17 protein-coding genes are annotated in these 24,024 nt (G+C 48.2%); 6 read left to right on the top strand and 11 right to left on the bottom strand.

The window, feature by feature from the left end:
* Positions 1–157: 157 nt before the first annotated feature.
* The 3 genes from QNM19_RS04455 to QNM19_RS04445 form a co-directional block, all read right to left on the bottom strand.
* The gene (locus tag QNM19_RS04455; RefSeq protein ID WP_049866313.1) at positions 158–1,201 is read right to left on the bottom strand and encodes a GGDEF domain-containing protein; all 1,044 of its coding nucleotides are present in this window, start codon (positions 1,199–1,201) and stop codon (positions 158–160) included.
* A gap of 281 nt (positions 1,202–1,482) precedes the next feature.
* Positions 1,483–2,139, bottom strand: a complete 657-nt coding sequence (locus QNM19_RS04450; RefSeq protein ID WP_049866312.1) for a LysE family translocator — start codon at positions 2,137–2,139, stop codon at positions 1,483–1,485.
* 111 nt (positions 2,140–2,250) lie between these two features.
* Positions 2,251–2,994, bottom strand: coding sequence for a helix-turn-helix domain-containing protein (locus QNM19_RS04445; RefSeq protein WP_049866311.1), 744 nt, complete (start codon positions 2,992–2,994; stop codon positions 2,251–2,253).
* A gap of 133 nt (positions 2,995–3,127) precedes the next feature.
* Here QNM19_RS04445 and QNM19_RS04440 point away from each other — a divergent pair, with 133 nt between their 5' ends.
* Genes QNM19_RS04440 through yiaA form a run of 3 tightly spaced genes read left to right on the top strand, consistent with a single transcriptional unit; the run spans position 3,128 to position 4,748 of the window.
* The gene (locus tag QNM19_RS04440) at positions 3,128–3,478 is read left to right on the top strand and encodes a hypothetical protein (protein WP_049866310.1); all 351 of its coding nucleotides are present in this window, start codon (positions 3,128–3,130) and stop codon (positions 3,476–3,478) included.
* 2 nt (positions 3,479–3,480) lie between these two features.
* Positions 3,481–4,290, top strand: coding sequence for a DUF2145 domain-containing protein (locus tag QNM19_RS04435; protein WP_049866309.1), 810 nt, complete (start codon positions 3,481–3,483; stop codon positions 4,288–4,290).
* Positions 4,291–4,301: 11 nt separating this feature from the next.
* A complete protein-coding gene (gene yiaA / locus QNM19_RS04430; RefSeq protein ID WP_049866308.1) occupies positions 4,302–4,748 on the top strand; it encodes an inner membrane protein YiaA in 447 nt (148 codons plus the stop codon).
* Positions 4,749–4,778: 30 nt separating this feature from the next.
* Here the strand turns inward: yiaA and QNM19_RS04425 are convergent, their stop codons facing one another.
* From QNM19_RS04425 to QNM19_RS04415, 3 genes are all read right to left on the bottom strand, one after another.
* Entirely contained in the window at positions 4,779–10,562 is a 5,784-nt protein-coding gene (locus QNM19_RS04425) for a DNA repair ATPase (RefSeq protein ID WP_284026377.1), read from the bottom strand.
* A 90-nt stretch (positions 10,563–10,652) separates the two neighbouring features.
* A complete protein-coding gene (locus QNM19_RS04420) occupies positions 10,653–12,746 on the bottom strand; it encodes a flotillin family protein (protein WP_049863955.1) in 2,094 nt (697 codons plus the stop codon).
* Positions 12,747–12,815: 69 nt separating this feature from the next.
* Positions 12,816–13,430 carry an OB-fold-containig protein gene (locus tag QNM19_RS04415; protein WP_049863956.1) on the bottom strand — a complete coding sequence of 205 codons (615 nt, stop codon included), beginning with the start codon at positions 13,428–13,430 and terminating at the stop codon, positions 12,816–12,818.
* 420 nt (positions 13,431–13,850) lie between these two features.
* Between QNM19_RS04415 and QNM19_RS04410 the strand changes: the two genes are divergently transcribed.
* Positions 13,851–15,554 carry a DUF4153 domain-containing protein gene (locus QNM19_RS04410; protein WP_284026376.1) on the top strand — a complete coding sequence of 568 codons (1,704 nt, stop codon included), beginning with the start codon at positions 13,851–13,853 and terminating at the stop codon, positions 15,552–15,554.
* Here QNM19_RS04410 and QNM19_RS04405 read toward each other — a convergent pair.
* From QNM19_RS04405 to QNM19_RS04390, 4 genes are all read right to left on the bottom strand, one after another.
* Entirely contained in the window at positions 15,551–16,135 is a 585-nt protein-coding gene (locus QNM19_RS04405) for a GNAT family N-acetyltransferase (protein ID WP_284026375.1), read from the bottom strand. The two genes, QNM19_RS04410 and QNM19_RS04405, sit on opposite strands and share 4 nt — an antisense overlap.
* Positions 16,136–16,151: 16 nt before the next feature.
* Positions 16,152–17,231 carry a tetratricopeptide repeat protein gene (locus QNM19_RS04400; protein WP_049863961.1) on the bottom strand — a complete coding sequence of 360 codons (1,080 nt, stop codon included), beginning with the start codon at positions 17,229–17,231 and terminating at the stop codon, positions 16,152–16,154.
* Positions 17,228–19,249 (bottom strand): DUF3857 domain-containing protein, encoded by a 2,022-nt coding sequence (locus QNM19_RS04395; RefSeq protein ID WP_049863962.1) that lies wholly within the window; start codon positions 19,247–19,249, stop codon positions 17,228–17,230. The genes QNM19_RS04400 and QNM19_RS04395 overlap by 4 nt, the downstream gene beginning before the upstream one ends.
* A gap of 176 nt (positions 19,250–19,425) precedes the next feature.
* Entirely contained in the window at positions 19,426–19,893 is a 468-nt protein-coding gene (locus QNM19_RS04390; protein ID WP_049863963.1) for a CreA family protein, read from the bottom strand.
* Positions 19,894–20,040: 147 nt separating this feature from the next.
* On the opposite strand from QNM19_RS04390, the gene QNM19_RS04385 reads away from it, so the two are divergent.
* Both QNM19_RS04385 and QNM19_RS04380 read left to right on the top strand, forming a co-directional pair.
* The gene (locus tag QNM19_RS04385; RefSeq protein WP_049863964.1) at positions 20,041–21,003 is read left to right on the top strand and encodes an endonuclease/exonuclease/phosphatase family protein; all 963 of its coding nucleotides are present in this window, start codon (positions 20,041–20,043) and stop codon (positions 21,001–21,003) included.
* A gap of 444 nt (positions 21,004–21,447) precedes the next feature.
* The gene (locus tag QNM19_RS04380) at positions 21,448–22,617 is read left to right on the top strand and encodes a right-handed parallel beta-helix repeat-containing protein (protein WP_049863965.1); all 1,170 of its coding nucleotides are present in this window, start codon (positions 21,448–21,450) and stop codon (positions 22,615–22,617) included.
* A 75-nt stretch (positions 22,618–22,692) separates the two neighbouring features.
* On the opposite strand, the gene QNM19_RS04375 is transcribed toward QNM19_RS04380, so the two are convergent.
* Positions 22,693–24,021, bottom strand: coding sequence for a peptidoglycan DD-metalloendopeptidase family protein (locus QNM19_RS04375; RefSeq protein WP_284026374.1), 1,329 nt, complete (start codon positions 24,019–24,021; stop codon positions 22,693–22,695).
* Between the last annotated feature and the right edge of the window lie 3 nt (positions 24,022–24,024).

The raw sequence follows: 24,024 nt of genomic DNA, 5'->3' as shown, positions 1-24,024 counted from the left end.
AATAATAAGCTAATGAGTATATGATCAAAAATCAACCGCAAAACGAATATAAATTAAACTTTTATTAACGTTTGTAATTTGGAGAATAATGTATTTGAAGAAATTTCAAGATGTGCTGTGTAGCTAAAATAGCTACAAGTATAGCGTTCGCCGACTGTTAGCCGGCGACTTCGACCCGGTCTCGTCCGTGTGATTTGGCCAAATAGAGCGCCCTGTCTGCCAGTTCAATCAGGCTTTGCCAGGGTGCACCTTCTTTGTGTAGTGCAATACCAAAGCTCGCCGTGATCTGCCGAATAGGTTCACCAGTTTTTTTATCCTTCACCGACAGCTTTCGAATGTCATGACGAACCATATTGGCAAAGCTAACCGCTTCGCTAACACTACTGATTGATAAAGTAAGGCAAAACTCTTCGCCACCATAGCGGTAAGCATCGCCACGACCTTGTGCATGGTGTGACAGCTTTTCTGCCACCTTGCGCAGAATGTCATCGCCTTTTTGGTGACCAAAATCGTCGTTAAATCGTTTGAAGTGGTCAATATCAACAAATATCAACACCTTTTGCTTACTAAGAGGATGTGTGCAGAAACTGACAATATCTTCATCGAACTTGCCCCGGTTCAACAATCCCGTCAGCTTATCTGTGTTGGCCTCTCGTTGAGACGCAAACAGCGCCTCTTTGAGTAGCTTAATTTCATCGTAAGCCACTTCCAGTTTATTCTGAAAGCCCAGCGCATTCTGTTGCATTGCAACTGCTTCGCGGGTCAACCTGGACACATATTCCAGTACTTCATCATAAGCACTCGGGTCTTGTTCCGCACCGCGTTTTTTGAGGTTGTGCAGACCATAGTGACACTCGGAAAGAAACGCAGAGAAGTCCTGGGAAGATTCCAGGGTTTCACAGATACCGTTCTGGACCTGATCTATCGCGCCCTGAAAAGAATGAGAAATTTCATGGAACAAAGCCAAATCATGCTGAGACAGGTACTTATCAAATAACTCTCTGGCAAGATGAGGCGGACAACCCTGATAACGGGCAATAATCTGATCCAACTCCACATTCAGCTCTGGTTGTGAGCCCACAACATAGCAATAGCAAATTGAATAATTCAGTGGTGTCAGCGGGATCCGATAGCGGATCATAATAGGAAGCGCCTGCTTCAGATAGTGCGCGGAGCGAGTTAGTGTTGTATCAAATTCCATACAGGTCCATCAAGTCGCATTGTTCGGTGGCAATGCTTTATTGTTTATTTATTGTTCTACCTTTGGAGCCAAACGCGTGCAATACTAAATAATTAGAAAAAATTAATCAATCATATCGTATCATTTACAATTAAATTCACTCAGCCAAGCCCAAAACATAAAATATTCCCACCTGCAAATTCTAAAAATAAATTATTCAAACCTATGAAACAAATACAAAAGTTAGAACTGTCAGTGCTCAGCGCAATATTAATTATTGCTTATTACCATATAATGAAACTTCACTTGCTCAGTGCCAGGCGCGCTGATAATGCAATAAACAAGGTCCCCAGTACGCCGTCGAGATGCACAGCCCAGCGCTTTATCCCTTTGGCTCTTGTTGCGATAGTTTTAGCCAGATTACTGAAAGCAGCAGCGAACAACAGATTAATGCCAAACGCAAACAGACTTAACATCAGCCCAAGTACAATTAACTGCGCTGTCAAGCCATGCTCTGCTGTAGTGAATTGAGGTAAGAACAAGCTAAAAAACAACAGCGCTTTGGGGTTGAGTAAGTTGTTAAAACATCCTCGCTTGATCAACTCGACACCGTTTAAACCGCTATCAGTGGGTGCGGTGTCGCTTCCAGAAGGAGTAATGCGACGGTGTTTGTACCAGTGAAGGAGCATCTTGACGCCCAGATAGGCCAGATAGGCCGCACCAATGAGTTTTACAATGAGTGCAACCAGCGGCATTGTCTGCATCACCTGGCCAAGGCCAAAGGCCACTAACGCCGTCTGTACCAAGCCCGCCGATAAAATACCTAGTGCGATAAAAGCACCGGCACGGAACCCCTTTGTAGCTGAATAGCTGGATAACAGCAGCAGGTCAGGGCCCGGGCTGATAACCAAAAAGAAAATAGTAGTAAAAAACAGAGGTAACAGAGTAATATCGATCATCAGAGCTTCCGACTAACGTCACTTTATCGCACAAATCATCACCTCAGTGTACCCATTTGAAGACATAAAATAAATCACAGTTGGGAGTTTTTTGAGCTTTGTGCTACAACACTATTGCACCTCTTCGCGCCTGAGGTCATTAAACAAACCTAACTGCCATGGCCGCATTGCTAAAAACAACCCCACACTCTGACGTTTATCCAAAGGCAGGCGAGCATCTTGCTGATTCAGCTGAGCAACCTCCTTAGTCAACTGCTCGAGTCTGCGTCGCACCAGACTGATAGTCGCATCGCTATAACTACCACGTAAATAAAACCGAAAGCTGTCTTCCCGGTTGAAGTCGCCCTGTAAAAACCTGGTTAGTACCTGCTGTTCAATAAAGCGCTCGAGCGGGCCTCCGGGGATCCAGCGAAAGTCTTGCGCTACCAGAGATTTATAGCGATTGTTGGGGAGCAACTGGATCATGTCCAGGCTATCTAATCGTGCCAGTAAACGAATACACTCGAGGTCATCAATTTGATAGTGAGAGATAATGTCTTCAAATTGCCAACCATCACGCACGCACACAGCCACCAAAAACAGTTTCGGATTCTCCATCAACTCCTGCTCCTGAGCCTGGGTAAGCTGACTGATCAGAGACTGCTTTTGCTCCCCCAACGCAAACAGATCTGCCAAAGACAACTGCATCAGATCACAGATCTGCTCAAGACGCTGCAAACTAAACTGTTCACTGGCAAAGACCCGCTTAACATTGGCCTCGCTCATATCCAGTGCGTTAGCGACCTCCTTATAGGTCAGTTTATGTTGTTTCAACAGCTGTTTGAGCGTTGAGGTTATCATTGGGATTTGGCTCAAAGTATTACATTCCTATACTTACAGTCTCTGATTACTATACATATCAAATTTGAGTATACAAATATAATCCCTTCGGTAAATTGGAAAGCAAGTCAATGCAAGCCACATGGTTTGCTTACCAGGAGGGAAAGATATGACTCATTTACTTCGTTCAGTTTTATGTTCTGCGGTATTAGGATTATTTTGTACACAGGTTATGGCAAATGACAGCCATGCGTCACAGGCCAGCCATCATGGTAGTCAGGCCAGCAAGTACAGTGCACTCAGCGTAGGCGAAAGCGCCGTTGTCGGGGCCCAGGTATCTATGGTGATGTTAGCCGCCCCAATCGCTGTGGTCGGGATAAGCGCCATGTCAGCTGGCGCTGTTAGTACCAGTGCCGCGCTCAGTTTATCTGACGCAGCCAGCCCAAAACCCTTACCGATTTGTGACGATGTATTGATAGCAGGACCTGCCCCGGCACAAGCCCTTAGCGAGGAGCGATAGCTATGAAGTGGATACAAGGACTGTGCATGGCCGCTGTACTAAGTGCCAGCACATACACATTGGCAGGCAGCCAAAATAGTGGCAAGGCCCGCTTTGAAGCCAACCAGATTGCTCAGTTTGCCAAACAGGTTGAGCGTTATGCTGCAAATCAGGGTGCGCACGTATTTGTTATCGGCCGGGTTGGTCGTCCCGAGGGTGACTTACCAGAGGGCATTGAATTTACTCATGTTGCACTGGCGGTCTACTCCGAACTCACGACCACAGATGGTGAGAAAAAGCAGGGTTATGCCATTCACAATTTATATCAGTTGAACGACGACCCCGGCACCAGCCAGCTGATAATAGATTATCCTACGGACTTTTTCTGGTCAGTACATGATCTCAAAGCAGCCATTGCAATACCCAGCCGGGCATTGCAACAAAAGCTGCTGGATGCCTTTACCCAAGGCGTGCCAGCCAAAGTCCATAACCCAAGCTACTCAGTGGTGGCTAATCCTTTCAATAATCAGAAGCAAAATTGCACCGAGCATACGCTGAATGTGATCAATGCTGCGTTATATAGCACCACGGACATGGCACAGCTCAAAGTGAATACGCGGGCCTATTTTGAACCGCAAGCACTCAATGTAAGCCGCTTTAAACTGGCGCTTGGCTCACTCTTTAATGATGGTGTCGACAGCAGTGACCACCAAGGCAAGGTCAAAACCACCACCTTTACCTCTATCGTCCGATATCTGAATAACAATCAGTTGCTGGCGCACAGTACAGTACTGACGCCAGATGGTCCGGTTGATTTGAAATACCCACTTTAGGAGAACACAGTATGACTACAACAGCCTCTTATGCACCGAGTAAAGCATTCAGACTGGCATCTGTTGCCGCTCTGCTGATAGGTATCGCCTGCTACCTGATTGGCCTGTTCAATGCGCAAATGGCCCTGAATGAAAAAGGGTATTATCTGATAGCCCTGCTCTATGGCCTGTTCTCTGCGGTCTCTTTGCAAAAATGCATCCGGGACCGTCAGGAGCAGATCCCGACTTCAAACATTTACTATTTATTGAGCCTGGTTTCTACTTTATTGGCCATCATTCTGCTGGTATTTGCGCTGTGGCGCGCTGAGTTGCTGCTCAGCGAAAAAGGCTTTTATGGTATCGCGTTTTTGATGAGCCTGTATGCTGCGATTGCCGTTCAGAAGAACGTCCGGGATAGCCAGAGCATCACTGAAACAGTCTCCTCACCCAGCACACAAGTATATGAAGGCGAGGAGTGATCTGAAGTTATAAGGCCGCGCAATGCGGCCTTATAACATATAAGGATTCTCTCCTCTCGGTTCATTACCTTCCGACGGTGCCAACTGCAAATTTTCAAGCTTGTCGATAATCCTAGTAAGTTGCTCGCGCAACTGAGTGTCACTTCCCTGTTGTGACGCCTGCTGCATTTGGCCAAGTAACTCAGTTATTGCAGCTAATGCCTGGGCACTGGCATCATCACTGTAGTTATCTACCTGCACATTGGCCGACTGAATACGTGCCAGTTGTGCCGTCAATTCGCTAATCAAGGCTTGCTGAGCATCACTTTGCTTCGCTTGTTGAGATTCCTGCTGGCTGAGCAGTGACGCCAACACCTTATCCAGCGAACTCTGATGATGCTCTAATCCTGCAACGGACTGCGCCAATGCTTTGGATACTGCCTGAGCCTGAGCTGTCTGATTGGTTTGCTGCTGTCTAAGCACAGAATCCAATGCTGACTTAAGCGTTGCCAGATTATTGGCAGCAAGCTGATCACTGCAGGCCACAGCCTGACTGACTGTCTCGCTCAGTGCCTGCACCAACTCGCTTTGCCCTGACTGCTGATAAGCCACCAGCACTTCCAGTACCTCTTTGAGTTCTGCCTGACCCTTACGTGTCGCCGTGTCACTGCTCTGCGCAGCCGAGTTTATTGCCGTCGTTATGGTGTCCAGCCAGTGCGGAAATTGCTGGTTATGCGCCTGATTTTGTTCAGCAAGTTGCTCTAGCACTTTGAGGATGGCAGGCTGCTCGGCTTGTCGAGTCAATTGTTGCAGTTGCGCTGTCACGCCCTGCTCTCCAAGTACAGCACGCAAGCCTTCAAACTGCTCACTGTAGTTGTGACTCAGTTGCTGTTTGTCCAGACGCGAGGCTATCTGTGATAACGCACCGCTCACCTCAGCCAATTGCTCAACGGCCAGCAAAGCCGGACTTCCCGCATCATTGGCCCGATTAAGTCGTGCATAGTCTGCCTTAATCTGAGCCCAGCGTTCACTTTCCTCGGCTGTGAGCGTGTCTCGCAGCTCACCCAGTTTAAGCAGGTTTTCTTCACTGCCCTTACTCAGAGTTTGCGCTTCACCCCGGTAGTGGTCCTGGATCAGGTTTTCCAGTTCTTCCTGATTCATAGCGGCAACGACCTTTTCCGCCATCTTGTTCATGTTGCGGTAACTGCCCTGCAACTTAAATGGCGGCTCGGTGCGATAGTTATCATCCTGCGCAGCCGAGGCAATATACTGGGCATTCACTTTGAGTACAGTCTCACGAATAACCAGCAGTTTCTGAAGTACTGCACTGATCTCATTGGCCTGCGCCTGAGAATAGCCATATTCCAGCTCGTTAAGCGAAATGTCTTCTCCCTGAGCAATACGCACCAGCTTGTACAAGTCAGCCATATTGCGATTTGCCAGTGGCGCCAGCACCGCATTGGATGTCAGCGCATTTTCGACAAAACTCATGGCAAACTCTTGCTCACACCCGGCCAGTGTATCGCCCAGGTTGTATATGTCTGCCCGGTTCGCCAGCATATCCGGGATTTTAAAACTTTCACCCGATTCGGTATACGGGTTACCGGCCATGACCACCGCAAACTTTTTACCGCGCAGGTCGTAGGTTTTACTCTTACCATTCCAGACACCGTCAATCCGCCGAGAGCCGTCACACAGCGAAATAAACTTCTGTAAAAACTCCGGATTGGTATGCTGAATGTCATCCAGGTAGAGCATTACGTTATTGCCCATTTCAAAACTCTGGTTGATCTTATCTATCTCTTTGGCAGCCGTCGCATTAATCGCCTGAGACGGATCCAAAGAAACCTGATCGTGACCAATAGACGGACAGTTGACCTTAACAAAAGTCAATCCAAGGCGGTTTGCCACGTACTCAATCAAAGTGGTTTTACCGTATCCCGGTGGCGAGATCAGTAATAACATGCCCATTAAATCGGTGCGCTTAGCACTACCTGAAGCGCCGATTTGCTTGGCCAGGTTATCCCCGATGATTGGAAAATACACTTTATCAATGAGCTGGTTGCGCACAAATGAACTCAGCGGTCTGGGTTTAAATTCCTCCAGTTGCAGGCGAGCTTTTTGCGCTTGCAAAACGTCTGCTTTGAGCTGCTGATAACCTTGATAAGCGGGCAAAGCCTGCTCAATATACGCACTGGTGCGAGCCAAAAACTCAGCATAATCTAATGCCAGAGTTTGCTCTTCAATACGCGAATGCTGCCCCATCAAACCGGATACCTGCGTCTGCGCCTGGACATCCTGCACCTGATAGCTGAGCCCTTTGTGATCCACAAGCAACAAGTAATTCGCCGCTTCAATCTGACCTTCACAACTAGCGCCATGTTGTTCACCATAAGCGCTCAGCCACCCCGATGCCAGGCGGCACTTATCAGACAAAGTATTTAGTTCAGCAAAGGTGGCTTGCAGCGTCTGCCAGAAACCTTTGGCCTTGGCCATGCTCTGAAACTGTTCTGCCAGCTTGCGTGCTCCTGATTGCACTTCAAACTGTGGCAGACCTTTACTGCGGGCCAGCACCTGAATGAGGTATTCGGCGCTCAGCGGAGCAGAGTATTGCGCCAGACTCGCTGTATAATCGCCCAGTTGCACTGCAAAACTGCTTATCAGCTCACTCAGCTCACCAATTAACAGCTGGTTGAAACGCGGATCATTGAGTGTAGTGGCCATCAGTTGCGCCTGCGTTGCTTGTTGTTGCAACGGCTGTAACTGTGCCTCATCCAGTGTCGAAACAAACAGCTGGGCCATAACCCGGCAGCTGGCCGGATAAATCAATAATCCAAGCACGCTTTTTTGTTTCAGTAGCAAGGTCAGGATCTGAGTCGCGTCAAAGTCATGGATCCCTTTTTCATAGCCTTCCTGATATCTGGGCTCAGCAAATGCCTGGACTACACTCAGCAATGACTCTTCCTGCTGAGCACGCAGTAGCTGCTCCATCGACAAGTCAGACTCACCCCGTTGCGCCGCTCGCAGGATCTGAGCGGCCAAAAACTCACCGCGATAAATCTCTGGTCGTTCAGAGGGTAAGGTTTGTGTCCAGTAGTCAGCCGCCTCTGCTAACTGTGAGCGGGCTTGCGGGTCAGGGATCACATCAAAGTACTCAGTCCCGGTCAGGTGTAGCATTAGCTCATCATCGCGAGGCAAGAGCGTCAGATCAAGTACTTGCTTATTCACGCTAAAGCCATGCTTGCCAATTTTGACCGTTTTACCACCGTCGCTATAGATATCCTGCTTGTCTCTGAGTGAACGGATCCCCTGGTCTTTACTGGCCTTTAGTTTTGCTGCGATGTCATCGGCTTTGACTTCATCGCCGAGTTCCTTCAGCTCCTGGGTCAGGCTACGCAGCTTGCTGATCATAGGGTCAGAAGCAAAATAGCCGTTGATCTGATCCAGCTCAGTAAAATTCTGAGTACGTCGGCTCACGCCCTGTAAAATCCGCTCTGCTGCGGTGGCCAGATTCAGTGCCCGGCGCTGACGCTCGTCTATCAACTGCTGTTTGTGCGCTTCAAAACTTTCGTAAACGTCGTCTCGTTTGGCCAGTATCTCACCCAGAAATTCATCGTACTCACTAAACTGAGACTCCAGCTCCTCAAGCTGGATCAGCAATCGCGACAACTGCTCATCACATTGCTCAGGGGTTTTAGCAGCGCTCAGCGCACTGGTGATACTCTGACTGAACAGTTTAAAGCGCGCGGCAAACTCAGCCTTGGCCTCAACACTGCCGAGACTTTTGCGGCGTATCTCAACGGCCGCCTTAGCCCGGTTAACCAGCGCATAGACGGCGCTCACATCTTCAAGGATCTGCGTCCTGACCCGGCTGTCTTCAATTTCCAGGTCCAGCATTGTATGGTTTAGCAGGTCCAGCTCATCGCCCAGTGTTTCAAGAGCACCTAGGTAGCCTTTAAGTTCAGTGACACTGTCGCTTTGCTCACTTTTCTCATTAATATCCTGGAGCTGCTCATGATAAGGCGCCAGGGCTTTATCCTGCTGTAAGAAAGTCGCCGTGGCATGGCTGAGTACCCGGGTCTGCTCATCAATGCCATTTTGGATAGTATTGAGCACATCAAGGTTGATGTATTTCACTTCTTCCAGGCTGATCACTTTCCCTTTGAGCAGTTTCAGCGCATCCAGGCTGGCGACAAATTCACTGGCCTGTTTAAAACTGTCGGGACGCACTTCACGCAATACCTGATGGCTTTCCTGCTCAATATCGGCTTCCGCCTGTCGGGCACTTTGCTGAATTTGGCTGACCTTTTCAAACTCATCCAGCACCTGCTCAGAGGTTTCAAAGATGTCGTGCAGTTGCGTATTAATGGTGCTGAAATCAGATTCCGCGAGCCAGTGATAGCGATCCAGTATCCCACGGGTATGTGAGATCAGATCTTCGTAATGAAACACGCTGGGATTTTGCTCACTGATGGCCTTGCAGACGCTATAAAGATCAGAGATGGCTCTGACCAAATCAGGATTGCCTATGCGACCGAATACACTGGTCGGTGTGGGTGCATTAGCGGCAAACTCTGCCGAACAAAAGGGGCTTTGCCAGATTTGAATAGGGTGAACCCGCTCGGCTTCTTCCTGCTCAGCTTTAAAGGTCAGCGTTAAACCATCTTCATAAATGCCATAGCCATGACAATAAATGGGGTTTTGCAGGTTCTTTTCGATAATATTGTAAGCAAACAGTGCATAACGGCCTTCGGCAGGCTCATAAAACACATACAGCACATCTTCACCGTTTGGCGATTTTAGCTGACGATGAAACTCCAAATCATCTATTTTTTCTTCAAAATAGCGCGTCTGACCGGATTGCAGATAATAGCCGCCCGGGAAAATAATGCCGTGATCTTCAGGCAGCTGCACACAAGCCTGACCAATGGCATCCTGTCTGAGCACCTGCTGAGTGCGACAATTGTAGACAAAGTAACGCCACTGCTTTTCGCGATAAGGCTGAACCCTGAGCAGGATCAGCTCACCGACCTGCGCGTAATCCAGCTCACAGTCTGCCAATGACTGGTTGCTGTCTTCTACCGGCTCACTATAAATGCCTTCGCCAGTCTCAGTGTTGTTTTCAATCTTAATGGTCAGGTCGCCACCGACAGTTTCGACAAACACTTTGTCGAGCACATTAATGTGCGGGTGTCGGCCTTCCTCATGCTGGGCACGATCTGTCCTGGTCCACTCAAAATCAAAGCCGCTATGCTCTGAGATATCTCGTTCACCACGGTTATCTATGTAGTCCAGCGTGTTATCCGCAGCAATTTGCCAGCGGAATACCCTGACATCACTCAGCCGGTCACCAATCTGGAACAGCGCAAACAGCTTGCCGCCCTGCACAAACAGATGCTGCAAACGAGTTTCTTTGTAATAAGTATAAAGCTCGTCAAAATCTCGTAAAAAGCGGGCATCGGTCAGAAACTTGGTCTCTGACGGATACGGCTCCACTTCATAATGGTCATCCTGTAACACCAGTTTTTGTACGCTGAATACATCACTGACTTGCGTACTTTGCTTCAGACCCATAAAGACGTTGTACGCAAAGATCAGCTTATCACCGATCAGTACTATGTCTCTGGGAATGCAATTGTGCTCCGTTCTAACCCGGGCTCGACCTTGTACTTTCAGCTCAGTGCTGCCAAAGGCGTCAACGCGCTGACCATTGAGTGCATCAACCTGAGTGCGCAGCTCGCTGCCGAAATTGCTCAAGCGACGCTTTATTAGCTGATAGGAGCCCTGCTCCAGCGCACTGTGTGACTCAGTATCCTGACTTGTTGGTTCCGTCATATCACTTTCCTGTAATCATATCGGGTGCGTGCTCCCGAATTGCCGTCACGCACCTCAAAAAACATTGGGGCTGAGCCCCTTGTCAGGGGTTTATTCCTGTGTCGTGTTTTTAGCTGAGTTACCATTCAGTGAATTGCCAAGCAGGCTAAGCAATTGTTGTTTTTCAGCATCAGAGGTATTGCTCAGCTGCTGGAAAAACTTGCTCATATTGATGTTCTTAAGTGTCTCTGATGACGCATTTGCTCCCGCCAGTACACCTTTCAGGTCATCCATCAGATTGCGCTCACCGTTGAGGTGATCCTTAAACACAGTCTGCATAGTCTGGCTTTCGTTGACTAGGCCATCAATGGATTTGCCCAGTGTGATGGCGTTCATAAACTGGTTAAAGAACTGACCGTCACCACCCATGAAGTTGATATCCGCATCGCTTAGTGCTTTAGCCAGCACTTGTGCCTGATGAGCAGCAATGTCTTTGTTCGCTTCCAGCTGTGCCAGTGTCAGTTCTTTTTGCTGGTTCAGTTGCAGTGTGAAGCCTTCGTAGTCGCGGGCGTCTTTATCCATGGCATTCAGAGCCTGTAGTTTCTCTTCCAGACCTTTGGCTTCCGCCGACATTCTGCGCTCAAGGTTGATAGCTTCCGCTTCACCCTGTTTCTCCATCGCATCTGCCATGGCAGTTTGTACTTCGGCATCTGCCAGACCAATATCGCGCTTACCGTGCGCTTCTGCTTCCATCTTCTGCTGTAGTACCTTAGCGTCTGTTTCACCCTGTAATGCATTGGCTTGTGCTTTAGCCTTGATCACGTCAGCTTCCGCCAAGCCTGAGGCAGCCGCTTCAACCTGCGTTGCTTCTGCCAGGATCTTCTTCGATTCAGCCTGCTGGTTGGCAATGCGCAGCTCAGCCTCAGCCATTTTTTCCATTTCACGGGCTTTAAAGTCAGCGGCCTGTTCTTGTGCTTTAGCGGCTTCAATGTCTTTCACTAAGGCCTCCTCAGCTTCGGCCTGGGCGCGGATCACAATAGCCTGCTTATCACGTTCAGCGGCAGCCAGCGTTTGCACGTCTTTGATACGCTCCTGCTCTTCCGCCACAGTTTTCTCAACTGCCACACGGTCGCGTTGCACATCCGCAATCTCTTTGCGCTCCACTTCCAGCGCTTTTTCCTTATTAATACGCAGAATTTCAGTTTCTTTTTCGCGCTCAATCACTTCGATTTCGCGTGAACGGGCCACTTTTTCTTCTTCAATAGCCAACACGCGCAGGCGGTTTTGCTCCGCAATATCCACTTCGCGTTGTCTGTTTTGCTCTGCAATCTGAATGGCCTCATCCGCTTTAAGCCGCGCTTCTTCAGACTTCAGACGCTCTTCTTGCTTAACGCGCTCAGCTTCGGCCTCTTCGCGTGCCTGAACGGTTTCAATCTCACGCTTTTGCTTCGCCATGGCGTCTTCTTTCTGACGCTCTATTTCGAGCGTTTTTTCCAGCGCCGCCTGATTCTGGATTTCAATTTTTGCCTGCTCGTCACACTTTAACTGGTTGGTTTCAACGTTTTGCTCTGCGGTTTTTTCAGTGATACGACGAATACCTTCCGCATCCAGAATATTGCTCGGATCCAGCTTATGAATCGAGGTTTGCTCCAGGTAATCAATGGCGACATCTTCTAAGGTGTAACCCGACAGATCCTGGCCAATCACTTCTTTGATCTTGTCGCGGAACTCATTGCGATGCGTGAACAGCTCCTCGAAGTGCATCTGTTTACCCACAGTTTTTAGTGCTTCAGAGAACTTAGCTTCAAACAGCTCTTGCAGCGTTTCCGGCTCAGACGCACGCGCACACCCCACTTGCTTCGCTACCCGCAGTATGTCTTCTTTATTTTCGTTCACGCGGATATAAAAGGTAATGGCAATGTCGGCACGGATGTTGTCTTTACAGATCAGGCCACTGCTGTCACGGCGTTCCAGCACCATGCGCTTAGTAGAAATGTCCATGACTTCCATCTTGTGGATCACCGGGTAAACAATGCCGCCTGTGGTGGTTACATCAGGCTCGTTTTTCATTTTATTGATGATCAGCGCGTGGCCTTGCTCCACTTTACGATAGAATTTGCCAATCAATAAAATGACGGCAAAAATGACGACAATCGCTGTACCGACGATAGTCAAAACAGGTCCAAGGTTATTTAAAAATTCCATATCTCTTCCTGATAAATTTTATGAGTTATTCCCGGGCGCTTATCCGGCGCCATTTATAAAGTTGAGCCATCACCAGGGGTTGGTGACGATTGTGTAACTATGAGTTGTTGCGTTGTGTTCAATCAGCAGTGCTTTATCACCCTGAGTAAACGTATTTTCTTCATCACATCTGACTTCGATCAACTGCTCACTGCCCTCATGGGAAACGCGTGCCTGGCCAAATGTGGTGGTGACTTTTCCGGTGGCAATCACACACTCCAGTCCGACTAGCGCATCTTTACTACTGGTCTGCTGGCTATCGAACACCCCACGTAACGGCCTGACTAACGCCGCCGCCAGAGGCAATGCCACAACCAGACTACCCAGCATAAATGCACTGCCAATCAGGTAAAACATGACCCCATCACCAAGCAGGTAGGCAAATAATTTTTGTGCGTAGTAACTGACTACCCAGCTCAATGCAACGATTAAGCTGATTGAAACAGTCAAAGGCACACCACCAAAGCCCATTTGCCACAAAGAGCCGCCGTCCGCGCCTCCTTCAGCTTCGATATCGGCATCGCCGTCGAGCATATCGGGGTCGGCAAAGCCTGCCAAAGAAATCAGCCAGAACAGCAACACAATCAGCAGTAGTGTAGAGTAGATCACCGTAGGAAAAGTGAAAGCCGTGTTTAAAAAGTCCATATTTCCTCCTTACACGGGGGATTATTGCGTTTTTAATAACAAAAGAAGCATAGCGTGGTATTTATGAACAAACACCAAGTTGAGCGCCTGCATGGTAAATAAACGTAAATACAACCTACAGTGGACCTGACGAGTGAGATTGAATTTACCCCAGCCCGAGTTATTACGAGATGGGTACGATGTACAATGGGAAGATTTCTTCACCCCCTTTAAGTTAATATTGCGCGGTCAAAAACCACGCTATAAAAGGGCTTTGTAGCCTCTTTACCACACAATCAATCTGCCACACCTCGACATATTATGTCAAATTCTTTGTTGCGCTTTACTAGACTTTAGCGCCATTCTTACCATTATTTACTTGCTTTTCAGCACTGTTAAGTTTTAATGACAGGAACAAGGAATTGATATTATGAGATATATATGGAGCCATTACTGACAAGCCGTACACTGCTACTGGTCGCTCTGCTGCAGAGCTTTTTTCTGATCATCCTGCATCAATCTGTTGACTTCGCGTTCTGGCCGGGCCAATCACCACCCTGGCTGCTTGCCGCCTACTCGTTAGTGATCTTTTTGCCCTCTACGCTCATTTTTTCGAGCTTTACCCAGCTCAACAGCGCTTTTTACATTCAACTGGGAATATATGCTCTGCTATTCACGTTGTGTGGCTTTTATTTAGGCAGCCAGCTGCTCCCCGAGCGCGCGCCCATACCATCACAAGCGTGGCCGTATCCGCTGATCATATTCCTGGCTTCAGTATTGCTTATTCCATGGCTTACCCTGAATAGCCGGGAAAACTGGCTACCCAGCTATGATGCGCTGAGCCAGGCCATGGGTCGTTTGCTGTTGGTGTTTGCTGCGGCTCAGCTATTCACTTTATCTGTACTCATGCTGTTGATGCTGTGGGCCAGTTTGTTTGAAGTCATCGAAATCAGTTTTTTCACCGACCTGTTTTCTGAGCCCTGGTTTTATTACCCGGCCATCACATTAAGCCAGGCTATTGGCGTGATCCAGGCTCGCAGCCGCAGTAACCTGGCAAATCAATTGTTCGCCATATGCCGTAACTTTGCCACCCTGTTGTTACCCGTGCTGGTCGCTGTGGCCATGCTGTTTTTCGTGGCTGTTTTGTTCAGCGAGCTGGATACACTTTGGCAAAATGGCGGCAGCAGCCTGATCTTTGTGTTAGTTGGTGCCATCGTCTTGTGCCTGAACCTGTCGGGGGAAGCATTGACTCAGCGTCCCTGGTATCGCCATTTCATTGCACTCGGGCTACTCCTGCTCCCCTGCTATCTTGCCCTCAGCGGCTGGGGGTTATACCTAAGAATAGAGCAATACGGCCTCAGCCTGGCCCGCTTGTGGGCCGTGCTCATTGCCTCAGTCAGCATGACAGTCTGCGTGGGCTACGTATGGCAGTTGGTCACGCACAAAGCCACCTGGTATACCCGATTGAACACAGTAAACCGACCGGTGACTTTAGGGTTGCTTGGGCTGTTGATTGCCACCCAAACACCCTTACTGGACTTTCGTGGCATGAGTGTCAATTCTCAGATAAACCGCCTCACAGCAGGTATCACTCAGCCAGCTGATTTTGACCCGCGTTACCTGGTGAACGAGCTGGGCCGAAAAGGACTAACGGCACTGGAATCACTGCAACATAACATCGATGACGAGCAACTAAAGCGTCGGATCCACACCGCGTTGACCCTAGAAACTAAACCCCTGACGACACAAACTTTACTGGACCTGATTGACATGCCAGATGAACAAAAACAGGCATTGCCCCTGGAGCTGGTGACTGCACTGGAGGTATTCGCCAGACACAACACGCATTTGTTCGATGACGCGACTGAGCTTATGTTAAGACCCATTCAGCTGGACAATACACCTGAGGCAGAATATCTGTTTATTGCTGATACTCAGCATCGGGTGGAATTACGGGTGTTTTATCTGGGTGTTATTGATGGCGTACAGGGCTGGCAATCTGGCTACATGGACCAGAAAGTCTATGGACCGCAATCAAAAGATCTGCTGGAAGCGCTTAAATCGGACAACTTTGAGATTGTTGAACCCAGGTTCAAAGACATTAAGATTGGTGAGCACAGGTTAGAGCTGCACAGCCCGTTTTAACGGACTGTGAGTTTTGCTTTAAGGTGATTGCGCACTGCTGGCCATTCGCTGGCCAAAATGGAATACACAGCCGTGTCACGGATGGAGCCATCGGCCAGAATCTGATGGCTTCTAAGCACTCCATCCAGTTTAGCGCCAAGACGCTCAATGGCTCGCCTTGAAGCATGATTGAAAAAGTGCGTTTTGAACTCCAAAGAGAGCGCCCCACAGTGCTCAAACAAATTTTCCATTAACAGCAATTTTGCCTCGGTATTAACCGGCGTGCGACGCACCGCAGCGCTATACCAGGTATACCCGATAGAAGCGCGTTTGTGCTCAGGTTTAATGTCGTAGTAACGTGTGGTTCCCACAATATGGCCGCTGGCAATAGACCTGACTACAAAGGTTACCTGATCTTCACCCGCCTTACTCAGTGCCTTTTCGACATACCCTTGCATTTGCTCCGGAGCGGGCACACTGGCATACCAGAGTTTCCAGCTTTCGCCATCCTGCACGGCTTCCTGCAACTCCTCAACATGCTCAATAGACAGCGGCTCTAACCGAATATATTGCCCTTCCAGCACGGTATTTTTTATCCACATAGTTTACATCCTGGTGTTATAGATAAGCTTGTTTAAACTGCGCATACTGCGTTGAACTCATGAAATTCTCACTGTTACTGATATCTGCCAGCTCTTGTTCAGAAAACTGAATCTCAAAGATGTCTTTCATAAAAGTCAGTAGCTCAACTGCAGCATCATGTTCACCGGTGATGAACGCAACCTGTAACATGATCAGATAACCATACGCACCTGAAGCATTACGATACAAAGCATCTAAAGCGATACCAAACGCTTCGCGTTTCTGTCCTAGGTGAGCCAGCACCATTGCTTTTTCCATCAAAATTGGCGGGCTAAAACGAATATCCTCAGGCAGCTGTTCAAATTTAGTTAGTGCCTGCTCATATTGCCCCATAGTGCGATACAAGTTCGCTTCAAATAAGCCCTGATACGCCTGATCCCCCTCCTGAAGCAAGGTTTTGCATAATTCCTGATGCTGCTTACCATCACAGGTTTCTATAGAGCGGAATAAGGTTTCATGGACAATGGGCAATGATTTTAGCTCTGAGGGCAATTGTTGGTACTTTTCCAGCGCCAACTGCGACTCTTTTTTCTCCATAAGATCCGTGATCGCTGTTACCACTTCTTCGTGTCCGGCCGCTTCAATCTGCTGATCATATTGCGCGAAAAAGCGCACTACGCTGGAGCGATAGCTTCGGTTGTTCACATCAACCAATTTATAGCCTTGTTTTGTGAGGGTAATATCCACCAGCGCAAAGGTTCCGTTGTCATACGAGAAGATATACTGGCTAACCCAGTAGTCACCTTGCTCACGACTGTGGGTATAGAAAATGTGGTCGAATGAAGACAAGCCCATCATCGCCCCGGCTGAGACAAACGCACTTTTTAACGCAAACTTGGGGTCGTCTATTCCCAGTTCATTTTTCACATAGGTTTCACTGGCATGTCGGTCAATGAGGTTTAAAAATGCATTTTCATTGGGGTTATTCAGCACATACTCCACCTTTTTGTTCGCTTCATAAACCGATGCTGACGATTCAATAAAAGCAGTTTTTTTGGTGGACGCACACCCAGACACAACCAAGATTAAAACCAGCAGACTTAATAACCGCTTCATAGTGATTCTCCGACAAATTTCATCTTAGTCTTGTCCTCAAGTTGCTTAACAAAGTCCTGGAATAAGGTGTAGTGAGGGTTAGTCGTCACTTCGCTGACTGTGCCGCCAAAGCCACTATACTTGTTGGCCTGTTTAAGCTTACTGAGGTGCGCAGGCACTGCCTCAACCGGCACAGATTCCTGAAGGGCCTCATATTGAGCATGAAAAGTCACCCGACGGCGGTCATATTCCATGGCACTGTCGATTCGAACATAAGGGTCGGCAAACGACTTTTGATAAGCCAGCGCACTGAAGTCAATATCTGACGGCATGAGCAAGGTAACACGCTGAGACAAAGACAGTGGGTACACTTTGGCCAGTGGCTGCTTACGGCGCACGGTTTGAGGTAATTTTACATATTGGCTGACATTCCCAGCGGCCAGATAGAATTCTGCTGCGCCATCTTCAAGTGGTTGCCAGAAGTCTGGCACCCAGTAAGATTCCACCACAGTGATCACGTTGTCCTGGCGATTATCTGCAAAGCTAATCGGTGCCTTTACCTGTACGCCAGGATAAAATTGTGCGTAATAGTTGAGCGAATGCTCCTGAAACACCTTTTTTTCTGACGAGGCCAGTTGATATCGCAATCGTTCTGCCTGCCAGCCGTAATACTGTGACTCAATCCGCCATTGTACGGGTGATACGTAATCAGGGGCGATAATCATCTCATTAATATCAATACCATGGCGTGCCGACTGTACGGCTACGGTGGTCAAAGAGCCTGACTGGCTGTCCACCAGCAAAGCGCTGCCATAATCAGGTTGATACAAACTGGACAATCTGCTGCCCTGATAGTTAATTGTTGGATCAACCCAGAATGTTTCACCATCCAGTGTAAAGTGAGTAATGACATGGTTAAAGGCGCTATGCGTTGGCAAATACTCACTAATGTGAGCACGTTTATCCGTCGACACCAGGGCAGGTTGTGCGTCTATATCCAGCTCACGCAGCAAAGTATTCAGTAGCAGCGTTTTATCTTTACAGTCACCAAAGCGTTTCTCAAATACCTGGTGAGGCATGTTGGGCTGATGCGAATTGACACCCAGCTCAAGGCCCAGATAACGAATTTCATCTTGTACAAAGGTAATAGCTTGCTCAATTGCCTGGTGCTTTGGCAATGCTTTAAGTTCAGTGATATAGGCCTTAAGTTCTGGGCTATGCTCAGTGTTTACCTGAAACAATTGTGCCGCCCAGGCCTGCACTTCCAGCCAGGAGTTAAACTCGGTGAACTGAATATAAGGAAACGGGCTGAACCAGCCCGGAAGTTCGTTTTCAACAGTATGAGCTACGCTGTTTTCGACACGAACCGTATAGGTTTGGGTACCATTGCTTTTCTGGTGTTGCACCTCGGCATTAGGGTTACCGAATACTTTATGCGCTATTTGTTTATCATCTGGTAAGGTGAGTTTAAAGGTCAGCAGATCGACCGCAACGCCCCAGCCAAGGTTATCAAAGTAACTGAAACGATCACCCAGGACCGGGTTTTTGCCAGCCAAGCTGTAGCTGTAATCAAGTTCGTCGCCGACGCGGATATCCTGAAGCAGGATCAAGGCATCAAACAAACCCAGATACATATTATTTTGCTGATCATCTTCCGCGTTGATCACTTTAATATCCTGCGGGGTTAACTGATAAACCGCTTTGCCATCGCGAAAGACAGTGACATTGTGAAATACCAGTTTTTCATACGCTGGATTGAACCGCACTCTGACCGTACTGCCTTCCTGAACGCCGGCAGCATCGGTAAACACATAGCGGTTATGAGAAAAGGACGTCTGCTGTGCATCGTCACTCACCTGACTGTCAACCAGCCGATAATGAAGTGGCTTTCGCAGGCTTTCAGGTAATGCTGTTAGTGGCTGCTTAGTAACCCAACCTGGGGCAGACGAAATGGTCACATCAGGACGCTCACCGAGTGCCCGGACAGGATTAAACCAAACCATCAGAACGATGGCGAATATGATGTATAGCTGCTTCATAATACTCAACTTTTTGCTCTTCCCTGAACAGCTTGCAGAGCTATCAGGCTTCTTTAGGCACGAAAACGCGTCAGTTTATACAGACCGACATAGGCAAGCAAGGTACTCAGGTAACACTTTGTTAATCACCAGCGCGACCTCCTGCCCAGCCTGCCTGCCAACTCTGCGTAGCGACTCTAGGGGTTAGTGACTTTCTCAGAATAAGCCTGGGTGCCCCACAAAGGCACCGTCGACAAACTATGTTTAAAACTACCCGAAGTTTCTTTAGTGGTATAAGAGAGGTACATCAAGGTCTGATGTTCAGCATCATAAATACGCCTGACCTTCATGGCTTTGAAAAACACACTTTTTGACTGTTTGAACACCACTTCACCAGATTTGCTTTTGTCTATCTGGGCTATCATTTGAGGCGTGATTTCTCCGGTCTGACGACAGGCGATAGAGCTGTCACTGGGATCTGACAAACTAAGGTCCGCCTCAATGCTAGCGACATGGCACGTTACGCCGGTGACAATCGGATCCGTCATTGAGTGCAACTTGATGTCCTTCAGTGTAAACAGACCAAGCGATACATCGCCTACCTCACTGTCTGAGCAGGCACCAAGTAACATCATTGCTGGAAGCAGTAATAGTCTTTTTTTCATTCTCTTTCCTGAGATATATGATTTTCTTCAGTTTACCATTGTTGCACAAACCTGCTATTAAAAATATGGCTGGCGCAGTAAGCCACTGGCATTTACCACAAACTGGTCTAGCTTTATGAATCTATTCATCATAGTTCAAGGTAACCCATGGAACTGACACACCTTTCAAAAGCCACTGCCAAAAAACTAAAATTACTTGTAGAGCGCATTGAGGATAGCCATATTCCCCCCTCAATGCTGGATGAAACCCTGAATATTGCCACCTGGAATATTCGAGATTTTGGCAAACGCAGCCGCAGTGAACTGGCCATTACTCTGATCACACGTATTCTTTACCAGTTTGATCTCATTGCCATTACCGAGCTCAGAGATGATTTAACCGACTTCAAACGCGTCATGCATATGCTGGGTCCGAACTGGCAATTTGTGATCAGCGACTGGCAGAGTGACTTTGGCGGCAACTGGGAGCGCACGGCCTTTGTATATGACAAGCGCATGGTCCAGTTTACCGGCCTCGCCGCAGAAGCGCAGCCCGACCGGCAAAAAGTAGGCGACCAGTACGTTAGCGAGCAATCCTGGTGGCGTGCCCCCTATATGGCCTCATTCAAAGCTGGCAGTTTTGATTTCATGATGCTGGCCATGCATGCCCGCTGGGGCACTCGCCCAGGTCGCGAACAGGAACTGGCCAGTTTTGGCGACTGGATAAAAAGCCGCTGGATAGACAATGCCGATACAGTATTCGATGAAGATCTCATCGTGGTGGGAGATTTCAACATTCCCCGAGTTGGCGATCGCTATTATCGGGCACTCACCCAGTCAAGCGGATTACAGATGCCAGTGGCGCTCGCTGACATCAATGACACCGCAGCAAGTGCCGGCAATAAACGCTACGACCAAATTCTGCACCGCGCCAGACATGCGTTTAGTTACGCCGACCAGGGCGGTGTGATTGACTTTGCCGCCAATGGCCTGATGGCAGCGTTATTCGATGATACCGGCATCCCAGAGAGTAAATGGACCTTTGAGCTAAGCGATCACTTTCCGCTTTGGGTTCAAATCAATACCAATAACGAGCTGGCCATACTTAACAACATCATTCAAAACGAGTAACAAAATATTACCTAAATAATAGACAAGTATTTCATTTAATAGCACAATGCATTTTGACGAATGATACCCCTGCTTAATAATCTTACCTGCATTGAAGTGTGGAATGCTGTCGATAGCAACAAATGTGTCAGCACCTGTCTGTGACTCAGGTGCTGCATGACCCCATCTTTAATCATGTAAGCAGCAGCGCCCCCCCAAACAGGCAGGATATTAACGCATTAAGCTGTGGTATCTTCGTTGAACAATAAAATACCAATTTCACTTAATACCTGTTCAATTTGAAGGAGCAAATATGACGCTAACGGCGTTAAAAATCTCTCATTTAGAACAACTAAATAGCAAAATTTTTGCCTTGTTATCGACGATATTTTCTCGCCTCAAAGTAGAACACTTAATTAAGCAAATTGGTATAAGTGTAACGACGACTTCAATAAGGAAGAAGCAATGAAAGACACGAAAACCCTATCATTAACTCTAATCTCGGGTGCGCTGGCGTTATGTGCTGTTCCTCAGGCACTGGCCTCTCAATGCGACATTGTGATCCCTTCAAGCCATCACTTAATCGACGGCGACGCGCTGGCTGTGGTTGCTGGCGACACCATCTGTCTGGCAGCCGGAGAACGTGGTCCGCTGCGTATTCGCAATGTGCACGGTGAAGCAGGTAACCCGGTCGTGATCCGCAACGAAGATGGCACGGTTACAACCACGCCGTACGAGTACAGTATTTCCGTAGAGAAATCCTCCCAGTTGCGAATTACCGGCAGCCGTGATGAAGCTGGCTATGGTATGCGTCTTGGCGGTACCGTTGGCATTGGTGGATTAAGCGAATACATTGAGATTGATAATCTTGAAATCTACCGCGCGCGATTTGCAGGACTGCTGATTAAAACAGATCCAACCTGCGATCCGGCCACCTGGCAGAAAAACTTCACGATGCGTGGACTCAGCGTTCACCACAACTATATTCACGACACGGAAACAGGCGAAGGCATGTACATCGGCTACACAGGGAAGAGCCGCAAGCTGGAGTGTGATGGTGTCGCAACAACGGTATATCCGCACAAGCTGACCGGCGTAGATATTTACAATAACAACCTGGAAAACATTGGTGCCGATGGCATTCAGCTTAACTCGGTGGCTGGAGATGCACAGATCCGCAATAACAAAATTTACCGCACTGGCGTTAGCCCCTTCGATCCTAAGTATCAGAACACCGGTATTCAGGTTGGCGGTGATCACGTGACGGTATCAGGTAACCTTATCTATCGCAGTGGCGGCAATGGCATGATGCTCGATGGCGACGGTTTGATAATTCATGATAACCATATTCTATACGCCGGAGAAAACGGCATATTTGCCCGCAACCCAGCGCAACAGGATAGCAGCGTATCCGGTGGTGATGCCCATGAGTATAGTGAAAACCTCATTGTGCACCCGCTCAGTTACGGGATTAAGCTTTATGCAACGAATACAGCTACCCCTAATTTGATCAAAGAAAATACCATCGAGAACCAGGGTCAGGTTGATGCAGCTAATCGCCCGATGACTTACTCTTATCTGAACAATAACGTACTCAGACTGGAGCTAAACAACCGCCACTACGTGGTTAAGTAGTCAGCTCAGCAGTTTTTTGAACAGTAGAGCACCAAACAGACTCTACTGTTCATATCACCCATCCAAAGTGACATCTTATTCAGCTACAGACATAGCCGAGACGTACTGATTGAGCTCAGGATTTTGATGTACACGTGCAATGGTCTGTTGCAGACCGGCTAACATACTCCCGGCAAGACGTCGCTGTTTTACATGTCTCAAAGATAATGGGTTAATGGGTTTGCCATGCTTGTGCACTTCATAGTGTAAATGACGCGCCTGAGACAATCCTGTATTACCCAAATAGCCTATTACCTCCCCCTGTCTGACACGGGTGCCCGGTTTCACTCCCTTTGCAAACCCATTAAGGTGTGCATACAGCGTGTCATAGCCATTCGCATGGCGGATCACAATCCGGTTGCCGAAGCCACCTCCCCACCCTGCTTTTTTAATTGTCCCGTTACCGGCAGCAAAGATAGGTGTACCAACAGGTGCGCCAAAATCAAGCCCGGCATGCAAGCGGGTGTATCCCAGAATAGGATGCTTACGACTACCAAAAGTTGACGATAAACGCGCGCCATTTAACGGGGTTTTGAGTAAAAAGCTTTGTGCCGGGCGACCATCTACAAAGTAAAAGCCGCTTTGCTCGCCCTCAATGTGATGGTGATATACTGCCAGATCCTCTCCCTGATTTTGCAACCTCGCGAACTTTAGCTGGCCCGCTTTTTCAAGCTGTTGTTGCAGACCATCCTTCACCGATAAAATAGCTTTGTCGTACATCATAGTTAATGCATCGCCCTGATGTATTTCACGCTGAAAATCCACAAAGTGTGAAAACACCGTGATGGTCTGGTTAATCACATCCAGTGGCACAGAATCGTCAACCAATGACTCATACAAGCTTTGTGTGATCGCGACATCATGGACCGCCTCGGACTGATAGGTGTCCAGTTGATAAAAACGCTTGTGCCACTGGTCAGTCATCGACACATTCAAACGCTGCGCGAATCCGGTTGCCAGGGTAATTGAGCTCAGCTTGCCTTCCGTGATGCCAATTTTTATTTTTTGCCCAATCGGCAGCTGGCTCAGATTTACCTCAGGTGCCATTAACTTCTGTAAGTTAAACACCTGGCGTTCGCTCATCCCATAGGGTTTAAGCAAAGCAATAAAAGACTGCCCTGCTGACAACGTCAGGATCTTGTGCTCAGTATTTGGTGCCTGTTCAGGCTCAGCAGGTGACTGAGAGGCTGCAGGTTGCTGAGCCACTGCTGGTTTACTATTGACCTGATTTGCACTTCGTTGCTTCTCGACAACAACTGGCGTATCCGCAATATTGCATTGCTCAGAGGCCTGTTCAGGTAAATCAGACACAAGGGTGCTTAACACCATGCCCAGAGGTATGGCGATCATCAGATGGTATTTCATGGT

The sequence above is a fragment of the Pseudoalteromonas ardens genome (assembly GCF_030125445.1).
Taxonomy (GTDB): domain Bacteria; phylum Pseudomonadota; class Gammaproteobacteria; order Enterobacterales; family Alteromonadaceae; genus Pseudoalteromonas; species Pseudoalteromonas ardens.
Note: the sequence above shows the minus strand (reverse complement) of the source record. Positions and strands in the feature narration are given on the sequence as shown.

Excerpts from the sequence above, each read along its gene's own strand:
- QNM19_RS04455 (WP_049866313.1), bottom strand. The coding sequence starts at position 1,201 with ATGGAATTTGATACAACACTAACTCGCTCCGCGCACTATCTGAAGCAG.
- QNM19_RS04450 (WP_049866312.1), bottom strand. The coding sequence starts at position 2,139 with ATGATCGATATTACTCTGTTACCTCTGTTTTTTACTACTATTTTCTTT.
- QNM19_RS04440 (WP_049866310.1), top strand. The coding sequence starts at position 3,128 with ATGACTCATTTACTTCGTTCAGTTTTATGTTCTGCGGTATTAGGATTA.
- QNM19_RS04435 (WP_049866309.1), top strand. The coding sequence starts at position 3,481 with ATGAAGTGGATACAAGGACTGTGCATGGCCGCTGTACTAAGTGCCAGC.
- yiaA (WP_049866308.1), top strand. The coding sequence starts at position 4,302 with ATGACTACAACAGCCTCTTATGCACCGAGTAAAGCATTCAGACTGGCA.
- QNM19_RS04425 (WP_284026377.1), bottom strand. The coding sequence starts at position 10,562 with ATGACGGAACCAACAAGTCAGGATACTGAGTCACACAGTGCGCTGGAG.
- QNM19_RS04420 (WP_049863955.1), bottom strand. The coding sequence starts at position 12,746 with ATGGAATTTTTAAATAACCTTGGACCTGTTTTGACTATCGTCGGTACA.
- QNM19_RS04415 (WP_049863956.1), bottom strand. The coding sequence starts at position 13,430 with ATGGACTTTTTAAACACGGCTTTCACTTTTCCTACGGTGATCTACTCT.
- QNM19_RS04410 (WP_284026376.1), top strand. The coding sequence starts at position 13,851 with ATGGAGCCATTACTGACAAGCCGTACACTGCTACTGGTCGCTCTGCTG.
- QNM19_RS04405 (WP_284026375.1), bottom strand. The coding sequence starts at position 16,135 with ATGTGGATAAAAAATACCGTGCTGGAAGGGCAATATATTCGGTTAGAG.
- QNM19_RS04400 (WP_049863961.1), bottom strand. The coding sequence starts at position 17,231 with ATGAAGCGGTTATTAAGTCTGCTGGTTTTAATCTTGGTTGTGTCTGGG.
- QNM19_RS04395 (WP_049863962.1), bottom strand. The coding sequence starts at position 19,249 with ATGAAGCAGCTATACATCATATTCGCCATCGTTCTGATGGTTTGGTTT.
- QNM19_RS04390 (WP_049863963.1), bottom strand. The coding sequence starts at position 19,893 with ATGAAAAAAAGACTATTACTGCTTCCAGCAATGATGTTACTTGGTGCC.
- QNM19_RS04385 (WP_049863964.1), top strand. The coding sequence starts at position 20,041 with ATGGAACTGACACACCTTTCAAAAGCCACTGCCAAAAAACTAAAATTA.
- QNM19_RS04380 (WP_049863965.1), top strand. The coding sequence starts at position 21,448 with ATGAAAGACACGAAAACCCTATCATTAACTCTAATCTCGGGTGCGCTG.
- QNM19_RS04375 (WP_284026374.1), bottom strand. The coding sequence starts at position 24,021 with ATGAAATACCATCTGATGATCGCCATACCTCTGGGCATGGTGTTAAGC.